The organism is Microtetraspora niveoalba, from assembly GCF_001570405.1.
Classification (GTDB): Bacteria; Actinomycetota; Actinomycetes; order Streptosporangiales; family Streptosporangiaceae; genus Microtetraspora; species Microtetraspora niveoalba.
On the sequence record NZ_BBYM01000038.1, the window covers coordinates 51,269 to 70,055 of the forward strand.

At 71.6% G+C, this 18,787-nt stretch carries 15 protein-coding genes; 7 read left to right on the top strand and 8 right to left on the bottom strand.

Annotation, left to right across the window (positions count from 1 at the left end):
• Positions 1-31 precede the first annotated feature (31 nt).
• The 7 genes from AWQ70_RS30960 to AWQ70_RS30990 all read right to left on the bottom strand — a co-directional run bounded on the left by AWQ70_RS30960 (position 32) and on the right by AWQ70_RS30990 (position 10,129).
• Entirely contained in the window at positions 32-2,185 is a 2,154-nt protein-coding gene (locus AWQ70_RS30960; RefSeq protein WP_067183953.1) for an acetate--CoA ligase family protein, read from the bottom strand.
• A gap of 118 nt (positions 2,186-2,303) precedes the next feature.
• A complete protein-coding gene (locus AWQ70_RS30965) occupies positions 2,304-3,485 on the bottom strand; it encodes an acyl-CoA dehydrogenase family protein (protein WP_245647226.1) in 1,182 nt (393 codons plus the stop codon).
• Complete coding sequence (locus AWQ70_RS30970; RefSeq protein ID WP_067183955.1) at positions 3,482-4,876, bottom strand: aminobutyraldehyde dehydrogenase; 1,395 nt, start codon at positions 4,874-4,876, stop codon at positions 3,482-3,484. Before AWQ70_RS30970 ends, AWQ70_RS30965 begins: the two co-directional genes overlap by 4 nt.
• Entirely contained in the window at positions 4,873-6,273 is a 1,401-nt protein-coding gene (locus tag AWQ70_RS30975) for an aspartate aminotransferase family protein (protein ID WP_067183958.1), read from the bottom strand. The genes AWQ70_RS30970 and AWQ70_RS30975 overlap by 4 nt, the downstream gene beginning before the upstream one ends.
• A gap of 552 nt (positions 6,274-6,825) precedes the next feature.
• Positions 6,826-6,984, bottom strand: coding sequence for a hypothetical protein (locus AWQ70_RS30980; RefSeq protein WP_157530658.1), 159 nt, complete (start codon positions 6,982-6,984; stop codon positions 6,826-6,828).
• Positions 6,985-7,127: 143 nt separating this feature from the next.
• On the bottom strand, positions 7,128-8,426 hold the full coding sequence (locus AWQ70_RS30985; protein WP_067183965.1) for a hypothetical protein: 1,299 nt from the start codon (positions 8,424-8,426) through the stop codon (positions 7,128-7,130).
• Positions 8,427-8,512: 86 nt separating this feature from the next.
• The gene (locus tag AWQ70_RS30990; protein WP_067183969.1) at positions 8,513-10,129 is read right to left on the bottom strand and encodes a dolichyl-phosphate-mannose--protein mannosyltransferase; all 1,617 of its coding nucleotides are present in this window, start codon (positions 10,127-10,129) and stop codon (positions 8,513-8,515) included.
• Positions 10,130-10,228: 99 nt separating this feature from the next.
• On the opposite strand from AWQ70_RS30990, the gene rsmI reads away from it, so the two are divergent.
• A complete protein-coding gene (rsmI, locus tag AWQ70_RS30995) occupies positions 10,229-11,050 on the top strand; it encodes a 16S rRNA (cytidine(1402)-2'-O)-methyltransferase (protein ID WP_373282401.1) in 822 nt (273 codons plus the stop codon).
• Between the two features lie 9 nt (positions 11,051-11,059).
• Here the strand turns inward: rsmI and AWQ70_RS31000 are convergent, their stop codons facing one another.
• On the bottom strand, positions 11,060-12,463 hold the full coding sequence (locus AWQ70_RS31000; RefSeq protein WP_245647227.1) for a hypothetical protein: 1,404 nt from the start codon (positions 12,461-12,463) through the stop codon (positions 11,060-11,062).
• Between the two features lie 177 nt (positions 12,464-12,640).
• On the opposite strand from AWQ70_RS31000, the gene AWQ70_RS31005 reads away from it, so the two are divergent.
• The 6 genes from AWQ70_RS31005 to AWQ70_RS31030 all read left to right on the top strand — a co-directional run bounded on the left by AWQ70_RS31005 (position 12,641) and on the right by AWQ70_RS31030 (position 18,726).
• Positions 12,641-13,906, top strand: coding sequence for a glycosyltransferase (locus AWQ70_RS31005; protein WP_067183980.1), 1,266 nt, complete (start codon positions 12,641-12,643; stop codon positions 13,904-13,906).
• Positions 13,907-14,020: 114 nt separating this feature from the next.
• The gene (metG, locus tag AWQ70_RS31010) at positions 14,021-15,805 is read left to right on the top strand and encodes a methionine--tRNA ligase (protein WP_067183984.1); all 1,785 of its coding nucleotides are present in this window, start codon (positions 14,021-14,023) and stop codon (positions 15,803-15,805) included.
• A 21-nt stretch (positions 15,806-15,826) separates the two neighbouring features.
• Positions 15,827-16,684 carry a TatD family hydrolase gene (locus tag AWQ70_RS31015; RefSeq protein ID WP_067183987.1) on the top strand — a complete coding sequence of 286 codons (858 nt, stop codon included), beginning with the start codon at positions 15,827-15,829 and terminating at the stop codon, positions 16,682-16,684.
• Positions 16,685-17,092: 408 nt separating this feature from the next.
• A complete protein-coding gene (locus tag AWQ70_RS31020; protein WP_067183989.1) occupies positions 17,093-17,305 on the top strand; it encodes a hypothetical protein in 213 nt (70 codons plus the stop codon).
• 299 nt (positions 17,306-17,604) lie between these two features.
• Positions 17,605-18,171: a MauE/DoxX family redox-associated membrane protein gene (locus AWQ70_RS31025; protein ID WP_067183992.1), complete on the top strand. Its 567-nt coding sequence runs from the start codon at positions 17,605-17,607 to the stop codon at positions 18,169-18,171.
• Between the two features lie 15 nt (positions 18,172-18,186).
• Complete coding sequence (locus AWQ70_RS31030) at positions 18,187-18,726, top strand: TlpA disulfide reductase family protein (protein ID WP_067183994.1); 540 nt, start codon at positions 18,187-18,189, stop codon at positions 18,724-18,726.
• Positions 18,727-18,787: the final 61 nt, after the last annotated feature.

The following is an 18,787-nucleotide window of genomic DNA, read 5'->3' on the forward strand; positions in this document are numbered from 1 at the left end:
CCACCCGGCCCGTCCACGCCGGCGCCGCCCGCTATTCAGGCCGTTCGCCCGGCCGGTCCCGTGAGGTGATCAGGGCGTCGACCGCGAGCACGCCGCCGGTCCCGACGCGGACCGGGTTGATCTCGATCTCGGCGACGTCCGGACGCTCGGCCAGCAGGCGGGAGACCGTGACGACCAGTTCGGCCAGGGGCTCGACCGCCAGCGGAGGGCGGCCCCGCCAGCCGGCCAGCAGCGGATGGCAGCGCAGGGAACGCAGCATGTCCAGCGCCGTCTCGGTCGTCACGGGGGCCAGCTCGGTCACCGTGTCCCGCCACAGCTCGACCTCGGTGCCGCCGAACCCCACCACGACCACGGGCCCGAAGGCGGGGTCCCTGCGGCCGCCGACGAGGATCTCCACGACGTGCTCGCGCGTGTCCATCTCCTCGACGACGTACCGGCCCGGCCCGAGCCTGCCCGCCATCTCCTCATGGGCGCGGCGGAGCGCCTCGGCGTCCGGAATCCCGACCACCACGCCGCCCGCCTCGCTCTTGTGCTCCAGCCAGTCGGCCTTCAGCACGTACGGCGCCCGCAGCCCGTCCGCGCCGCCGAGCGTGGCCACCGCCCTGTCGCGATCTGTGTGGCCGCGTGGCCGGGCGTCGGTGCACGCGCCGCCCATGCGGCCGTCGTCCGCGTCGCCGTTCGGGTCGGAGTCGATGAGCCGTCCCGGCGGGAAGGGCGCCCCGTAGGCGGCCAGCAGCTCCCGTGCCGCCCAGTAGCCCCGCCCGGGAGCCCCTCCGCCGCCGCCCGCCTCCACCCGTTCAGGAGGGAGGCCCGGCGCGGCGGGTGTGCCACGCGGGGCGCCCAGGGCGGCCGCCTGTGCGAGAGCCCATGCGGCGCCGTCCACCCGGGGGTAGACGGGCACCCTCTCCTCGCGCAGCGCGGCCAGCGCCTCGGTACCCCGGCCCATGGTGTCGACGTGGACCGCGATCCGCCGCGCGACGGCGGCGATCCGCCCGGCGACCTCGACCTCCGGCCCGTCGAGCGCGGGGTTGTCCCCGCCCCAGGCGCCGAAGTAGCCGGTCAGCAGGACCGCGTCCACCTGACCGCTCTCCGCTATCGCCTCGATGACCTGGGCGTAGCACGTCAGATCCCGTTCGCCGGCACCGGCCAGATCCACCGGATTGGCCGTGGCCGCGGCCGGTGTCAGCAACCCGGCGAGATGCTCGGCCAGTCCTTCGGAGAAGGGGACCACGCGCAGCCCCTCCGCCTCGGCCACGTCGGCCCCGAGCGCGCCCTGGCCGCCGCCGTCGGAGACGACCGCGACCCGGCGCCCGCGTGGCGGGGCGGGAGCGGCCAACGCCTGGGCGAGGTCGACGAGCCGCCCGGGGGAGGCGACCCTGATCGCGCCGCCCGCCCGGCAGGCGGCGTCCACGACCTCGGCGGCCGAGGTCAGCGAGCCGGTGTGGGACCGGGCCGCGACACGGGACGCCTCGCTGCCGCCGACGGTGAGCACGATCACCGGTTTGCCGGCCGTGCGGAGGGCCGAGAACGTCTCCACCAGGGCGCGGCCGTCGCCGAAGTCCTCGGCGTACAGGGCGACGACCCGGGTGCGGGTGTGCCCGGCCAGGTCGGCGAGCGCCTCGGCCGCCGTCACGTCGGCCTGGTTGCCGAGGGAGACGAACCGGGAGACGCCGAGCCCCGCCTCGGCCGCGAGCGTGCCCAGGGCCAGCCCGAGCTGCCCGCTTTGCGACACGATCGCCAGGCCGCCGGGGCTGAACGCTCCCCAGGCCAGCTCCAGCTCGGTGACCGCGTCGTACAGGCCCAGGCAGTTCGGGCCGAGCAGCCGGGCCCCCGCGGCCGCGATCCGCCCCGCGAGCCTGCGCTCGGTGCCCTCCCCGAGCGCCTGGTCCAGCCCGGCGGTGATCCCGACGAATCCCCGCGCGCCGAGGTCGAGCGCCTCGTCCACGACCTCCGGCACCGCATGGGGAGGAACGCACAGCGCGACCAGTTCGGGCGGCCGCGGCAGGTCGCGCAACGAGGGCAGGCAGGGCACGCCCTCGACGACCGCCCCCGGCCGGCCGACCAGGTGGACGTCGCGCCGGTGGGCGCCCGCGAGTGCGCCGCGGGCCAGCCAGTACCCCCATTTGGCCCGGTCGGCCGACGCCCCGACCACCGCCACCGAACGCGGGTCCCGGAAGACCTCCATCCCGCTCGTCTCCCGTACGCCTGAGGATCGAGCAGATCCGGCAAAGCCGGAGAGATCGACGAAACCGGCGGAGCCGGACAAACCGTTAGCCCCGGGGGGTGCGTTCACCATGTCCCCCTCAGCTCCGGGCAAGCGAACGCGAGATGATCAGGCGCTGGATGTCGGAGGTGCCCTCCTCGATCTCCTCCAGCTTCGCGTCGCGCATCCACTTCTCCACCAGGTATTCGCGCGAGTAGCCCCACCCGCCGTGGGTCTGCACCGCCGCCCAGGTGCACCACATGGCGTGCTCCGACGCGGTGAGCTTGGCGATGGCCGACTCCTCGGTGACCCTCTCGCCGGCGTCGAACAGCCGGGCCGCCCGCATGGTCACCAGGTGGGAGACGTCCACCCGCGCGGCCATGTCCGCGAGCCGGAAGGCGACCGCCTGATGCTCGATGATCTTCACGCCGAACTGCTCGCGCTCGCGTGCGTACGCCAGGGTGGCGTCCAATGCGGCACGGGCCAGCCCCGTGCAGGCCGCGCCGATCAGGATCCGGGAGGCGTCGAAGGTCCGCATCAGCCCGTGGAAGCCCTGCCCCTCCTCGCCCAGCCGGTTCGCCACCGGAACCCGGACGTCCTGCAGGAACAGTTCCGCGCAGGCGATGCCGCGCTGCCCCATCTTCGGCATAGGGTTGCCGATCGTCAGGCCCGGAGTGTCCCTCGGGACCACGAACGCGGTGATCCCCCGCGACCGGGTGCCGGGCGCCACCGTCGCGAAGATCACGAAGAGGTCGGCGAACGGCCCGTTGGAGATCCACGCCTTCTGGCCGTTGAGCACGTAGGAGTCACCGTCCCGTGCGGCACGCGTGGTCAGCGCGGCCGCGTCCGACCCCACCCCGGGCTCGGTCACCGCGAGCGCCGTCAGCGGCGGCACGCCCGAGCAGAGCGGGCTCAGGAAGCGCCGCCTCTGCTCCTCGGTGCCGAGTTCGAGTACGGGGGCCGCGAAGAAGCCCGCCGACGTCACCAGGTTGCCGATCGACACGTCGCCGTGGCACAGCTCCTCCTGCACCAGGCACTGGGTGACCAGATCGCCGACCCCGCCGCCGCCGTACTCCTCCGGGACCATGAACGATGTCAGGCCGACGGCGGCGGCCTTCTCCCACACCTCGCGGGGCAGCACGTGGTCGGCCTCGTCCACCTCGCGTGCCCGCGGCCTGATCTCCGCGGCGGCGAACTCGCGCGCCAGCCGGACGAAGTCGGCCTGCTCCTCGGTCATCTCCAGGGCTCCGCGCACCTCGCGCATGGCCTCGTCCCCTCTCACCAGCGGATCGTCACGTGTTTGGGCTCGGCGTAGTGGTCCAGCGCGTACGCCGACATGTCCTTGCCGTAGCCGGACTGGCCGAAGCCGCCGTGCGGCAGCTCGGAGGCGGCGGTCATGTGGTCGTTCACCCAGACCGCTCCGTAGCGCAGCTCGGCCGCGGCGCGCATCGCCCGCCCGGTGTCGGCCGTCCACACGCTGGCCGCCAGTCCGTACGACACATCGGCGGCCATCGCCAGGGCCTCCTCGTCCGACCCGGCCCGTTGCACGACGAGCACCGGACCGAAGACCTCCTCCTGGACGATGGGATCCCGCTGGTCCACGCCGGTGAGGACCGTGGGCAGGTGGAACGCGCCCGGACCGTCGGGGGCCGTCCCCCCGGCCAGGACACGGGCCCCCGACCCCAGGGCCGCGTGTACGTAGCCGCCGACCCGGTCACGGTGCGCGCGCGTGATCAGCGGACCCATCTCGGTGGCCGGGTCGGCGGGAGAGCCGACTCGCAGCGAGCGCGCGGTGTCGGCCAGCGCCTCGGCCACCTCGTCGAAGCGCCCGCCGACGACGATCACCCGGGTGGCCGCCGTGCAGTCCTGGCCCGAGTTGGCGAAGGCGGCCACCCGCAGGCTCGCGGCAAGCCTCTCCACATCGGCGTCGGGGAAGACCACGACCGGGGCCTTGCCTCCGAGCTCCAGGTGGAGCCGTTTCACCGTGGGGGCGGCGGCCGCCGCGACGGCCCGGCCGGTGGCGGTCGAGCCGGTGACCGAGACCATGTCCACCCAAGGGTGCGCGGACAGGAAGGCGCCGGCCTCCCGGCCGCCGGTGACGACGGTGAACACGCCCTCGGGCAGCGCCTTCGCCGCGAGCTCGGCCAGGCGCAGCGTGGTCAGCGGCGTCTGGCGCGAGGGCTTGAGCACCACCGTGCAGCCGGCGGCGATCGCCGGGGCCATCTTCCAGATCGCCATCATCAGCGGGTAGTTCCACGGCGCGATGCCCGCGACGACGCCGACCGGCTCGCGGCGGATCATCGACGTGGCGTCCGGCAGGTACTCCGCGGCGGCCCGGCCCTCGGGGGCCCGCGCCACCCCTGCCAGGAAGCGGAGGTTGTCGACGCAGTACGCGATCTCGTCGGGCGCGCCCGCGATGGGCTTGCCGACGTTACGCGACTCCAGCTCGGCGAGCGTGGCCGCGTCGGCCTCCACCAGGTCGGCGAGGGCGTGCAGAGCGGCCGAACGCTCGGCCGGGGTGGTCCGCCGCCATCCCTCGAACGCGGCGCGGGCGCCGGCCACCGCCGCCTCCAGCTCGGCGGGCGTGGCCTGCGGAACCTCGGCGATCCGTTCCCCGGTCGCGGGGTCCACGACCGGGTCGAGGACCGGTCCCGCTCCCGTCCCGCCGCTCATCGGGCCCCACCGCGTACGGCACGGCAGAGGGACTCGAAGTTGCCCACGAACCTGCGGGCGTCCTCCATGGTGTGCTGCACCGAGAGGGTGAACTGCTCGGTCTTGCCCCACGGAGGCAGGAAGATTCCGCCGTTGACCTGGTAGAGCCAGTGGGCGTGACCCCACTGGTCGGCGTACTTGAGGAAGTCGCGGTAGTTGCGCAGCTGATCGGTGAATATCACCGAGCCCTTGGCGCCGGCGGAGGCGACGTAGCCCGGAATGTCGTAGCGGGCCATCAGCTCGGTGACGCCGTCGGCCATGTGGGCGCGCATCGCGTCGAGGTGGGCGTACGCGTCCGGGGTGAGGACCTCGGTCAGCATGGCGCGCACCGCGGCCATGGTCAGGGGGTTGCCGTTGAACGTGCCCACCTGCTGGTAGATGTTGTCGGCGATCAGCTCCATCAGCTCGGCGGTGGCGCCGATCGCCCCGCACGGCACGCCGCCTCCCATGGCCTTGGCCAGGCAGACGATGTCGGGCAGGACGCCGTACAGCTCGGTGGCGCCGCCCGGAGCGACGGCGAGGCCGGTCTTGACCTCGTCGTAGGTGAGGTACGCCCCGTGGGCGTGCAGCAGCTCCTTCAGCGCGGCGTGATAGCCGGGCTCCGCCGTGATCATGCCGATGTTCATCATGATCGGCTCGATGATCATGCCGGCGATCTCCCCGGGGTGGGCCTCGAGCACCCGGCGGACCGCCTCCAGGTCGCCGAACGGCACCACGATCGTGAGGTCGACCACCTCGCTCGGATAGGCGGGCCCGAACGCCACCGAACGCGGCGCGTCGTCCGGCCCGATGTCGCCCTCGGCCGAATAGGTGGAGACCTGAACCGAGTCGTGGTGGCCGTGGTAGGACCCCTCCACCTTGATGATCTTCTTGCGGCCGGTCGCCACGCGCATCAGGTGGACCGCGTCCATCGTCGCCTCGGTGCCGGAGTTGCCGAACCGCCACACCGGCAGGCCGAACCGCTCGCGCAGCAGCCGGGAGACGACGATGAGGTCCTCGGTCGGCTGGCCGAAGTGGGTGCCCAGGCGAGCTCGGCGGGCGACCGCCTCCACGATCGCGGGGTGGCCGTGACCGGCCAGGCCGACGCCGAAACCGCCGTGCATGTCGACGTAGTCGTTGCCGTCCGCGTCGCGGATCATCTGGCCCCTGCCGTACTCGATCCAGATGGCGCCGGGCACGCTGTCCTGCCAGGAGGAGGCGACGCCTCCGGCCAGGGTCTCGCGCGCGGTCTCGCGCAGCTCGAACGAGCGGGTCATCCGTGAGACGAGGAGCTTCTCCTGCTGGGCGATCAGCGTGTCGAGCGTTTCGAGGTCGCCCGTTTCGAGGTCGCGCGCGTGCGGCGCCGAGGTGTCCGTCATGGTTCTCCCTCTCCGGAAACTATCGATTGATAGCTTGTCGGACGCCGTGCGCGGCTGGCAAGGGTGAACGCGGAAATCCGCTATCGAGCGATAGGGGCCGGCGCTCGGGCGGGGCGCGATCGGCGGTCACGCGTACGCGCTCGCCTCGGCCCGTGAACACGGTGCGCCGCGCGGCATGACTCGACGCGAAAGGAGAAGCGGTCGAGCCGGCGTGGTGGACGTGAGCGCGAAGACGGGCCCCGGTGTCCGTGAGGTGACCGCGAGCCGCGGCGACGGCGAGGCGATGAAAGCTCAGCGCGACACGAGAAGGGGAGGAGGCGGCGCGAGGGGAGAAAGCGAGGAGGCGGCGCGTGAGGGGAGGAAACGAGGCGGAGAGGAGGCGGCGCGTGAGGGGAGAAAGCGAGGAGGCGACGGGCCGCGCCCCGCCGCACCGCGGCCTGCCGCACGATCCGCGCTCCCGAAGGAGATGTCCCACGCGACCCCGCGGGATCGTCCGGCGTCCCGCGATGCGGTGGGGAGGGACGCCCCGAATGGCCCTGCCGGCCGGTGAGGCTAGCTCTCCCGGCCGCGCGTCTCCCGTTCGAGGCGGGCCAGATCAGACTCCATCCGCCTGATCACCCGCTGGTAGCCGTCCCATCCGTACATGCTGATCAGTTTGGCCTTCACCCTGCGGGTCTCCTCCGCGACCATCTCCGGGCTCCGCTGCTTCAAGCCGAGCAAGGGATGGTGGGGGCGGTTCATTATGGCGATGTCCTTCCATGGCAGCGACAACGTCGTACCTAAGCAGGACGCGCCGGACGCGGCATCGGGTGACCGCGACCGGAACCTGAAGAAAACCTGTCAGAAAACGCCCTTCACCCCATCCCGGCGTACTGCCGGGGGCGAAGAGCCTGGGCGCGCAGCGCGGCCAGCGCGGCGGCCCGGCCCACGGCGGTGAGTTGCCACGGCGACCGCCACGAGCAGCCGGTGCGCAGGTCGAGCGCGTCGAGACGGCGCTGCAGCTCGCCCAGCGGGGCGGACAGGTCGAGCGGCACCACCTTGGAGCCCGCCGCCGACCGCCAGCCCTCGCCGTTGACGACCTCCAGGACCCGGTCCCGCAGCTCCTCGTACGGCAGGGCGGCGCCGTCGGCGAGCAACATCAGCGCCGACTCGCGGACCGAGATCTCGAAGTCGTGCTCTCCCTTGGCCGGGGTGAGCAGCGCGGTCGTCGCCGCCGTCCACAGGCTCTCCGGCCGCCCGGCCAGGCCGCGCCCCGCCTGGGTGAGCACCAGCTTCCTCCCCGTACGGCGCAGCGCCCGGAGGTCGTGGACGGCGATCTCCCTGAGCGTGGTCAGCGTCGGCACGTCGGCCTCGCCGCGGATCGATCCCGCGGTGAGCGCGTCCCAGCCGAACCTGTCCACCGACTCGGTCACCATCGCGCGGGAGACGTTGAACTTCTCCGTCAGCTTCACCCCGTCGACCGCCATGCCGAGCAGCCACCACAGCGGCTCCAGGTGCGGCTCGGCCGGCGGCGGGATGGGGGCGTGCAGCCGCACCTCGAACGGCTGGGCCAGCTCGCGGCGGGCGTTGCCGCGCCCGAGGACCCAGCGGTTCAGCCGTTCGCCGTGGACCCGGTTCAGCCAGCAGTCGCCGCCCAGCTCGGGACGCGGAGAGGTCAGCCAGCGCCGGGTCAGCGCCTCGCGGCCGACCGGCTCGCCCGACATGATCGACAGTTCGAGCGCGGCGGCGCAGGCGACGTGTGCGCCCAGCTCCTCCGGCCCCATGATCGAGCTCCAGGCCAGCTCGGGGACGTCCGGCGGCAGCACGCCGGTGGCCTCGAGCGCCTGCTGGTAGGCCGCCGTCCCGGCCTCCTCGCCCTCCCGGGCGTACGCGTTGAGGATCCGGGCCGTCGTCTGCGAGTCGCACAGCGCGGCGTAGCGCTCCATGCCGCCCAGCCGGAGCAGCCGTCCGAGCGCCCGCGCGATCACCTGGCGGTCGCCCGTGACCTTGACCGGCAGCGTGAACCAGAGGAACTCGCACACGTCGAGCTGGCTGATCGTCTCCAGCGGCTCACCGCCCGTCAGCCACTCGACGGCGACACGGGCCGGCTCGGCGGCCTCCGGCTCGGAGCGCTCCAGCTCGGCGAGGAGGGCGGCCACGTCAGGTGCGGGCATGACCCGCAGTCTGCCGTATTGCCCCCATCGTCCGCGACGACCCATGGTCACTCGCCACCACCCCCTTGGACCAACCATACGAGGGCCTAGATCCAGCCCTTCGAGCCGCGGATGAGCATGCGGGCGAGCCAGTCGGTGTAGGGGATCACCTCGGCGGCGATCACGGGATAGAGCCAGGCGAAGTTCGCCAGCGCGAGCAGCGCGAAGACCCCGACGCCCACCGACCCGGCCTGCCGCCGCCACCGCGGCGCGCCGGCCGGTCCCAGGATCAGCCCGCAGGCCAGCACGATCGCGAGGACCATGAACGGGACCAGCGGGATCATGTAGTACAGGAACATCGTCCGGTTGTCGGCGATCGCGTAGTAGAACCACGGCAGCCAGCCCGCCGCGTACGCCAGCAGGACCGCGCCCGCTCGCCAGTCGCGGGTGGACACGTACCAGGCGATCATGCCGATCAGGGCGGCGAGCGCGCCGTACCAGATGATCGGGGTGCCGGTGCCGAGGATCGCCTGGGAGCAGTTGTCGGTGCCGCAGCCCTTGGGCGACTCGTACCAGAACGCCACGGGGCGCAGCAGCAGCGGCCAGCTCCACGGCTCGGACTGGTAGTTGTGCGGCGTCGACAGGTTCGTGTGGGAGCTCAGCGTCTGCACCTGGTAGCCGACCCAGGAGCGCAGCGAGTCGAAGACGAAGAAGAACGGGTTCCCCTGCGACGTCGCCTGGTCCCAGCGCCGGTCCCACCCCTTGTCGGTGAAGAACCAGCCCGCGAACGAGACCACGTACGCCAGACCGGGCACCACGGCCATCCACGCCGCCGCCCGCGGCAGGTCGAACCGGAGCGTCTCACGGTACGGCCGGCGCAGCCCGGCGGTCCGGCGCGCGCCCGCGTCCCACACCAGCGTCATGACGGCGAAGGCGACGATGAAGAAGATCGTCGTCCACTTGGTCGCCAGCCCGGCGCCCAGGCACAGCCCGGCCGCGAGCCGCCACGGCCGCCACCCGAGCCGGGGGCCGGCGTCGAGCGACGTGGCCGACTCGCGCCACTCGGCCAGCGCCTGCCGCATCCGGTCCCGGTCGACGACCAGGCAGGCGAAGCCGGCCAGGACCCAGAACATCAGGAAGATGTCCAGCAGCGCCGATCGAGACAGCACGAAGTGCAGGGCGTCGAGGGAGAGCAGGAGCCCGGCCAGGCAGCCGAGCACGGTGGACCGGGTCATCCGGCGGGCGACCCGGGCGAGGATGAGGATCGACAACGACCCGATCAGCGCGGCGGCGAACCGCCAGCCGAAGGGGTTCAAGCCGAAGATCGCCTCACCGGCGCCGATCATCCACTTGCCGAGCGGCGGGTGCACCACGTACGCGGCGCAGTCGCTGACCTGCTCACACGTCTTGAAGATGCCCGTCTTCCCGGCGATCATCAGCTCGTTCGCGTTGTCGACGAACGCCCGCTCGGTGCCGTACTTGATCGTGGCGAACGCGTCCTTGGCGTAGTACGTCTCGTCGAAGACGACCCCGTTGGGCGTCCCGAGGCGATAGAACCGCAGGAACGCGCCGAACGCCGCCACGATCAGCGGCCCGAGCCAGCCCCACAGGGCGCTCCCGGGCATCGGCGGCACGAGCCGCTCCCGCAGGGACGCCGGCGTGGGAGCGTCCCGATCGGAGTCGGGCTGCTCGAACGCCTGGTGTGAGAAGTCGGTCACGGCCACCTGGACAGACTACTGTCGAGTTCCCGTGGTGACCATGAAGTTCGGGTCGAATAGCGGCATCCAACTCTTCAATGATGAACGTTTCATATGGTGGGAGACGTGCTAATTCTGGCGGGAGCCCCGATCGGCCAGGTGGGGGACGCCTCCCCGCGACTGCGGGAGGCCCTGGAGACGGCCGGCGTGATCGCCGCCGAGGACACGCGCAGGCTCAGGCGGCTCGCGTCCGATCTCGGCGTGACCCTGACCGGCCGGGTGGTGTCCTATTACGACGCGAACGAGGCCGCGCGGTCCAAGGAGCTGCTCGACGAGCTGCTCCAGGGTGAGACGGTCCTCGTGATCACCGACGCGGGCATGCCGGGCGTCTCCGACCCCGGATACCGGCTGACCCGGCTCGCCGTGGACGCGGGTGTCCGCGTCACCGCGCTGCCCGGCCCGTCCGCCGTCACGACCGCCCTGGCGATCTCCGGCCTGCCCAGCGACCGGTTCTGCTTCGAGGGTTTCCCGCCCCGCAAGTCCGGCGAGCGGGCCCGCCGGCTGGAGGGCCTGGCCCGCGAGGAACGCACCATGGTGTTCTTCGAGGCGCCCCACCGCCTGCACGCCTGCCTCGCCGCCATGGCCGAGGCGTTCGGCCCCGACCGCGCCGCCGCCGTCTGCCGCGAGCTGACCAAGACGTACGAGGAGGTCCGCCGCGGCCCCCTGGCCGAGCTGGCCGAATGGGCCGCGGGCGAGGTCAGGGGAGAGATCACCCTCGTCGTCGCCGGGTACGAGCCCGAGGCCGCCGAGCCGGACATCGAGGACCTCGCCCAGGAGGTCGCCCGGCGCGAGGCCACCGGCGTCCCCCGCAAGCAGGCGATCGTGGACGTCGCCAAGGCAGCGGGGATCTCCAAGCGCGACCTCTACAACCACATCCACGGCGCCTGACCCGGGAGGCTACGCGGTGGGCCCCGGCCTCCTGCGCGGCAGCCGCAGGTGCCTGAGCGAGATCGCGGCGGCGAGGCAGGCGACGGGGACGGCGGGCAGCAGATAGCGGTAGTCGAACTCCGCCGTCGCCGCCGGGGCCAGCACCAGCCCCACCGCGGCCAGCCAGGGCAGCAGCACCGGCCCGCCCAGCCTGCGCCACCGGACGGCCACGCCGTACAGGCCGGCGAGCAGCAGCAGGCCGAGCACCGTGCCGGGCAGCCGCACGACCTTCTGGTAACCGATCATGAAGTCGGACCACGGCTTCACCACGCGGGTGGCCGCCGGGCCGTTCTCGTACCGCTCGGCGTCCCGGTCCGTCTGCCCCTTGTACGACGTCCAGGCGGGCAGTTTCTGCGTGTAGTAGTTGCCGAACTGGTACTGCAGGTACGTCTTGGCGTCCGGGAACAGCGGGCGCCCCCAGCCGAAGGCGCGGAAGAAGTCCTTGGCCACGGCCGCGAGGTAGTCCCCCGGCTGCGCGAGGATCGCCTTCTTGGCGAACGCGCTCGCGTTGGCGTTGATCTCCGGGGTGAACTTCATGCCCGACCCGAACACGTGGAGCTGGTTCTGGTCGTCCCACCACAGGTAGGCCTGCGCCGTACGGCCCCGCTCGGCCGGGGGAGTGTTGATGCACAGGAGCGCGAGCTCCAGCTCCCCGCGCTTGTCGAGGTCCATCTTGTGGCAGTCGGCGAACAGGGCGGTCCGCATGTAGAGGATCACGCCGTCGCTGTTCGTCATCGCGAACTGCCCGTTGACCGCCTTGAACCACCCCATGTACGCCAGGACGGGCAGCGCGCAGGCGAGGATCATCGCCGAGATCGGCTTCCACCCGGCCCGCTTGACCAGCAGGTACGCCACGACCAGGGCGAGGATCGGCAGGCCGATGCTGCGGGTCAGCGCGGTCAGCGCGAGCAGCGCCCCGACCGCGGCGCCCACCGGCCACGACATCTTCCTGTGCCACAGGACGAGCGTGACGACCGCCGTAACCAGCAGCGTGAACATCGCGTCCGACATGATCAGCTGTTCGAGCTGGATCTGGTACGCGTCGAACAGCACCGGCACCGCCGCGAGGGTCGCTCCCCAGCCGGGCAGGCGGAATCTCTTCGCCAGCAGCAGGTAGATCAGCAGTCCGGCGGCCAGGCCCATCAGGTGCTGGGTGAACACGACGAACGCGAAACTGTGCACCGGTTTGAGCAGCAGCAGCCAGAAGCCGTACCCGTCCGGGCGGATCGGATGCGGGCGCGGGTGCAGCGCCACCGAGACGTAGTCGTAGGAGTCGTTGAACCACATCGCCGGGCCGAAACCGAGCATGGTGACGACCCGCAGAAGCGCCCCGAGCGCCAGGGCGACCGTGAACACCCGGTGGCGGACGAGCACCGTCAGAAGGCGCTTCCACCTGCTAGCAGGGGGGGCGTCTAATGCCGAAGGCTCCGCAACCGCGACCATGGTTACAGAATGCCAGCCGTTTCGGTGACTTGCCCCGGGCACCTCCGGGCAGAGGGCATCATGGTTGACTACTTAGGGCGATCACAAATGTAGACGAAGGGTTGCGACGTGGAACTGACCGTAGTCATGCCCTGCCTCAACGAGGCCGAGACCGTCGAGACGTGTGTCCGCAAAGCCCTCGCCTGCATGCGTGAGAACGGCATCGACGGCGAGGTCGTGATCGCCGACAACGGGAGCACCGACGGGTCGCAGCAGCTCGCCCGCGACGCCGGAGCGCGTGTGGTCCACGTCGACGCCAAGGGGTACGGGAACGCCCTCATGGGCGGCATCCGCGCCGCACGCGGCAAGTACGTGATCATGGGCGACGCCGACGACTCGTACGACTTCACCGACCTGATGCCGTTCGTCGAGCAACTGCGCGACGGCGGCGAACTGGTCATGGGCAACCGCTTCCGGGGCGGCATCGCCCCCGGCGCGATGCCTCCGCTGCACCGCTACCTCGGCAACCCCGTCCTGTCGTTCATCGGGCGGCTCTTCTTCCCGAGCGCGATCGGCGACTTCCACTGCGGGCTGCGCGGCTTCCGGCGCGACTCGATCCTGCGGCTGGGGCTGCAGACGGGCGGCATGGAGTTCGCGTCCGAGATGGTGGTGAAGGCGACCCTGCAGGGCCTCGACGTCCGCGAGGTGCCCACGACGCTGTCGCCGGACGGCCGCTCCCGCCCGCCGCACCTGCGCTCCTGGCGGGACGGCTGGCGCCACCTGCGCTTCCTCCTGCTGTACAGCCCGCGCTGGCTGTTCTTCATCCCGGGCCTGGTGCTCACCGCGATCGGCCTGATCATGGGCGCCGCGCTGACGTTCGGCCCCGTCTACATCGGCAAGCTCGCCTTCGACGTCGACACCCTGGTCGGGGCGTCCGCCATGGTGGTGATCGGCTTCCAGGCGGTGCTGTTCGCTCTGTTCACCAAGGTGTACGCGGCCGAGGAGGGCTTCCTCCCCGAGGACCGGCGGGTCCGCAAGCTGGTCGACATCGTCAGCCTGGAGAAGGGCCTCGTGGCGGGCGGCCTGCTCGCCCTCGCCGGTCTCGTCGGCCTGGTCGCGTCGCTGGCGCACTGGGGAGGCAGGGGCTTCGGCGAGCTGATCCCGGCCGAGTCGCTGCGCCTGGTCGTGCCGTCCGCGACCGCCTTCGTGATGAGCTTCCAGACCATCTTCGCGTCGTTGTTCATCAGCATCCTCGGCATCCGCCGCTCCAAGGAGACCCCGGTGGACATCGCCGCCTCCGCCGCGGAGGAGGCCGCCGAGGCCGTCACCCGGGCCTCCGCCGACGAGCCGGACGAGGCCGGCACTCCCGAGTCCACGGCCCCGCGGAGCGCGTGACCCCGCCGACCGCCGGCCGGGAGACCACCGGCCGGCGCGGCGGCCCTGCCACGGCCCGCACGAGGCCCCGTAACCGGTTCGAGACGCTGCGCCCGTGCCTCTAGGCTTGGAACCATGTCCCAGCACATCTTGACCGCCGTCGCGTGGCCCTACGCCAACGGTCCTCGCCACATCGGGCACGTCTCAGGGTTCGGCGTGCCGTCCGACGTCTTCAGCCGCTACCAGCGGATGGCGGGCAACAAGGTGCTGATGGTCTCCGGGACCGACGAGCACGGCACCCCGATCCAGGTCCAGGCCGACAAGGAGGGGCTGACCGCCCGCCAGATCGCCGACCGCTACAACCGTGTGATCGCCGAGGACCTGACCGGGCTCGGTCTCTCCTACGACCTGTTCACCCGGACCACCACCGGCAATCACTACGCCGTGGCCCAGGAGATCTTTCTCGGCCTGTACAAAAACGGCTACATCTTCCCCAAGACCACGATGGGCGCCATCTCCCCGTCCACCGGGCGTACCCTGCCGGACCGCTACATCGAGGGCACCTGCCCGCTCTGCGGATACGACGGCGCGCGCGGCGACCAGTGCGACAACTGCGGCAACCAGCTCGACCCGATCGACCTGATCAACCCGAGGTCCCGCATCAACGGCGAGACGCCGGTGTTCGTCGAGACCGAGCACTTCATGCTCGACCTGCCCGCCTTCTCGGAGGCGCTCGGCACGTGGCTGCAGTCCAAGCAGGGCGAGTGGCGGCCGAACGTGCTCAAGTTCTCGCTCAACCTGCTCGGCGACCTCCAGCCGCGGGCGATCAGCCGCGACCTCGACTGGGGCGTGCCGATCCCGCTCGACGGCTGGCGCGACCGGAGCGACAAGCGGCTCTACGTCTGGTTCGACGCGGTCATCGGCTATCTGTCGGCGTCCATCGAGTGGGCCAGGCGCAGCGGCGACCCGGACGCCTGGCGCCAGTGGTGGCAGAACCCCGACGCCCGCGCCTACTACTTCATGGGCAAGGACAACATCGTCTTCCACTCCGAGATCTGGCCGGCGATCCTCCTCGGATACAACGGCGAAGGCGCGCGCGACGGCGAGGCCGGCTCCCTCGGGAAGCTCTCCCTGCCGTCCGAGGTCGTGTCGAGCGAGTTCCTGACGATGGAGGGCCGCAAGTTCTCCTCCTCCCGCCAGGTCGTGATCTACGTCCGCGACTTCCTCGAGCGCTACTCCGCCGACGCGCTGCGCTACTACATCGCGGTCGCCGGCCCGGAGAACCAGGACACCGACTTCACCTGGTCGGAGTTCGTCAACCGCAACAACGGCGAGCTGGTGGCGGCCTGGGGCAACCTGGTCAACCGGTCGATCTCCATGGCGGCGAAGAACTTCGGCGCGATCCCCGAGGCGGGCGACCTCACCGACGCCGACCGGGCCATGCTGGAGCTGTCCAGGAACGCGTTCCCCAAGGTCGGCGCCGAGCTCGGCCGGTCCCGCTTCAAGAACGCGGTGACCGAGGCGTTCGACGTGGTCCGCGAGGCCAACAAGTACCTCGCCGAGCAGGAGCCCTGGAAGATCAAGGACGACCCGGAGCGGCAGAAGAGCATCCTGCACGTCGCCCTCCAGGTCGTGGACGACGCCAAGACGCTGCTCACGCCGTTCCTGCCCACCTCGTCCAACAAGATCTTCGAGATGCTCGGCGGCGAGGGCGTCTGGACCGGCATGCCGGAGATCCACGAGGTCAACGAGGACGGCGGCCCCGACTACCCCGTCATCACCGGCGCGTACGACGAGGGCGCCGCCCGCTGGGAGCACCGGCCGATCCGGGCGGGTGTCCCGCTCGCGCCCCCGACCCCGCTGTTCGCCAAGCTCGACCCCAAGATCGTCGACGAAGAGCTCGCCCGGCTCGGCGACTGACCAGGCAGGAGACCTCGCGCGATGTCCCGGGAGCTGCCCGTGATGCCCCAGCCGCTGCCGGCCGAGGTGTTCGACAGCCACTGCCACCTCGACATCATGGTGGGCGACCGCAAGGCGTCCTCCGGCGACCAGGTCGCGCTCGCCGCCCAGGCGGCGGGCGCGTCGGTCGAGGCCATCCTCGCGGACGCCCGCCTGGTCGGCGTGACCCGGCTGGTGACCATCGGGTACGACCTGCGCTCGTCCCACTGGGGCGCCGAGGTCGCCGCGCGGCACGACGACGTCTACGCGGGGGTGGCCATCCACCCCAACGAGGCGCACGCCGCGACCCCCGAGACGCTGGCCGAGATCGAGGAGCTGGCGCGGTCGCCGCACGTGCGGGCCGTGGGGGAGACCGGGCTCGACTACTTCCGGGACTGGGCCTCCCGCGAGGACCAGCACGCGAGCTTCCGGGCGCACATCGAGATCGCCAAGCGCACCGGGAAGGCGCTGGTCATCCACGACCGCGAGGCCCACGACGACGTGCTCGACGTCCTCGCCGACCAGGGCGCGCCCGACGTCGTGATCTTCCACAGCTTCTCCGGCGACGGTGAGATGGCCAAGAAGTGCTCCGACGCCGGATATTTCATGTCGTTCTCCGGTCCGGTGACGTACAAGAACGCGGGTTATCTCCGTGAGGCGGCCCGGGTGGCGCCGGCCGAGCTCATGCTGGTGGAGACCGACGCGCCCTACCTCCCGCCGACCCCGCACCGGGGCAAGCCGAACGCGCCCTACCTGATCCCGCTGACCCTGCGCTGCCTGGCCGAGGTCAGGGGCGTGGACGTCGCCGCCCTCGCCGCCGTCATCATGGCCAACGGCGAGACCGCCTTCGGCGCCTGGTGACCCGACCCGTCCGCCCACTGCCGGTCGCGGACGGCGTCGGTGCGCGCCACCCTCGGTGAACTCCACTGTTTCGTGGCATCTCATGTCCGTGGGCGAGTGGCGGGCCACCGGACGCCGCCGCCGGCGTCCGGTGGAAAACAGCCGTCAGACCCGCCTTTCCGTGCGCGGCCCCGAGCATATGCCGTGATTGTTTCGCGGTAATCGGCGCGGACGCGCCACACGATTTCATCGATCCGGCGGCCCGGTTTCCTCACCATATGTAGCCGAAGGAATGCGAAAAGCCCATGGACTGAGGACCGGCGCCATGTTTAACTGTGAAAAGTTGACGCCTGACAGGCCGGATGTCAACTGCGAACGCACTCCTCTGATGTGGCCCGATAAATGCGTATGGGCCAGAAAGGAACCGTAGTGCAGTTATTCAAGACGGCAAGTGATCGGCTGCTCAACCGCTTCGTGCCGAAGGCGGAGGCGTCCGCGTCCGGCTGGTTCACCCAGTCCTGCGGGTGCACGACCACGACGACCGGCAGGTTCTACCACTACCGCGAGTGCTACTACCCGGGCACGTCCCCGGCCGAGGGGTACCACTGCGACCGGTGCTACGCCAGCACCATCAGGTGCTAGCGGCCCTCCCGCGCACCTCGGCGGCCGGGCCGCCGCGTCGGACGCGACCGGTGAGCTCCGTCCCGCGCCGATGAGAACGACGATTCTCCCGGCGCTTCCCCATGCCACGTGACGCCTCGCGGTCCGGCCCCGGGGCCGGACCGCCGAACCACTGACACGTGGGTCGCGGAGTTTCGTTCACGGGTGGAGTTCCGCCGGCGTGGGTCAGGCATCCGTAGTCCGGCCGCCCGCGCCGCGCCACGCACATCCGCGAACGAAACTCCGTCCCCTGTACGACGTACCTCGACGGGAAAAGAACGGTGCATTATCTCGCGATCGCGATTCGCTGCCTGATCGGGGTGGTATTTCTCCTCTCCTTCGTCGGTAAAGTCGGTGGGCGCGGGAAATTCACCGCCTTCACCGCGTCGATACGGGATCTGCGTTTTCTGCCCGCGGTACGGACCCCTGCCGTCGCGCGCCTCGTGGTCGTCGCGGAGGGCTCCGTACCGGTGCTGCTCGCCGTCCCCTCCCCGATCGCCGTCGCGGCCGGACACGTCCTCGCGCTGGCACTGCTCCTGGCGTTCGCCGCGGTCATCGTGTTCACCGTACGGCGGGGGTTGCGGGTCACCTGCCGGTGCTTCGGCGCGTCCCCGATCCCCCTGGGGGCGGAACACGTCGCCCGCAACGTCGTTCTGGCGGTCCTCGCCGCGGCCGGGGCGGTCGCCGCCGGGGTCCTCCCGGCGGGGGAGGCCGCGCACCCCGCGGGTGCCCTGATCGCCGCCGTCGGCGGCCTGACACTCGGCGCGCTGGTCGCCGTCCTCGACGAGATCCTCGGACTTTTCCGTCCCATGAGCCGGGTCGGCCCCTCGGGGAGCCGTCTCCGATGAAGCAGGAGGAGAGCCATGCCGTTTCTCATCGCCGCCGTCGTCCTCGTCGGGGTCGTGTGCCTGGTCGACCTGGTCCTCACCGTGGGCGTGATCAGGCGGTTACGGGAGCACACGGAACTCCTCGCGACCCTCGGCAGGGAGGCGCCGGAGCTCGGCGCGGGCGAGGAGGTCGGACCGTTCGCCGTCCACGCCGCCGACGGCGGCCCGCTCACCCGTGACCATCTGACACGGGAGACCCTGGTCGGCTTCTTCTCCCCCGACTGCGAGCCGTGCCGGGCGAAGCTGCCGGCGTTCGTCCGGTACGCCGCCGAGATGCCGGGCGGGCGGGACCGCGTCGTCGCCGTCATCGCGGCCGACGAGGGGGCGGACGGCGAGTTCCGCGCCCGGTTGAGCCAGGTGGCGCGGGTCGTCGTCGAGGACCACACCGGACCGTTGAGCGCCGCCTTCCGGGTGCGCGCGTACCCCTCCCTGTTCCTCGTCGCGCCGGACGACGCCGGCCGGGTCCTGGTCACGACGGACGCTCCCGAGCTGAGCCGGGCCGTCGGCGTGGCATGAGTGGCGCGGGCGGCCGGGACCGGCCGCGCGAGCAGGGCGGGCCGGGGCCTTCGGCCTCCCC

What these genes read in the sequence shown, in the direction of transcription:
- metG (WP_067183984.1), top strand. Translation starts at nt 14,021, where the DNA reads ATGTCCCAGCACATCTTGACCGCCGTCGCGTGGCCCTACGCCAACGGT.
- AWQ70_RS30960 (WP_067183953.1), bottom strand. Translation starts at nt 2,185, where the DNA reads ATGGAGGTCTTCCGGGACCCGCGTTCGGTGGCGGTGGTCGGGGCGTCG.
- AWQ70_RS30970 (WP_067183955.1), bottom strand. Translation starts at nt 4,876, where the DNA reads ATGAGCGGCGGGACGGGAGCGGGACCGGTCCTCGACCCGGTCGTGGAC.
- AWQ70_RS30985 (WP_067183965.1), bottom strand. Translation starts at nt 8,426, where the DNA reads ATGCCCGCACCTGACGTGGCCGCCCTCCTCGCCGAGCTGGAGCGCTCC.
- AWQ70_RS30975 (WP_067183958.1), bottom strand. Translation starts at nt 6,273, where the DNA reads ATGACGGACACCTCGGCGCCGCACGCGCGCGACCTCGAAACGGGCGAC.
- AWQ70_RS31015 (WP_067183987.1), top strand. Translation starts at nt 15,827, where the DNA reads ATGTCCCGGGAGCTGCCCGTGATGCCCCAGCCGCTGCCGGCCGAGGTG.
- AWQ70_RS31030 (WP_067183994.1), top strand. Translation starts at nt 18,187, where the DNA reads ATGCCGTTTCTCATCGCCGCCGTCGTCCTCGTCGGGGTCGTGTGCCTG.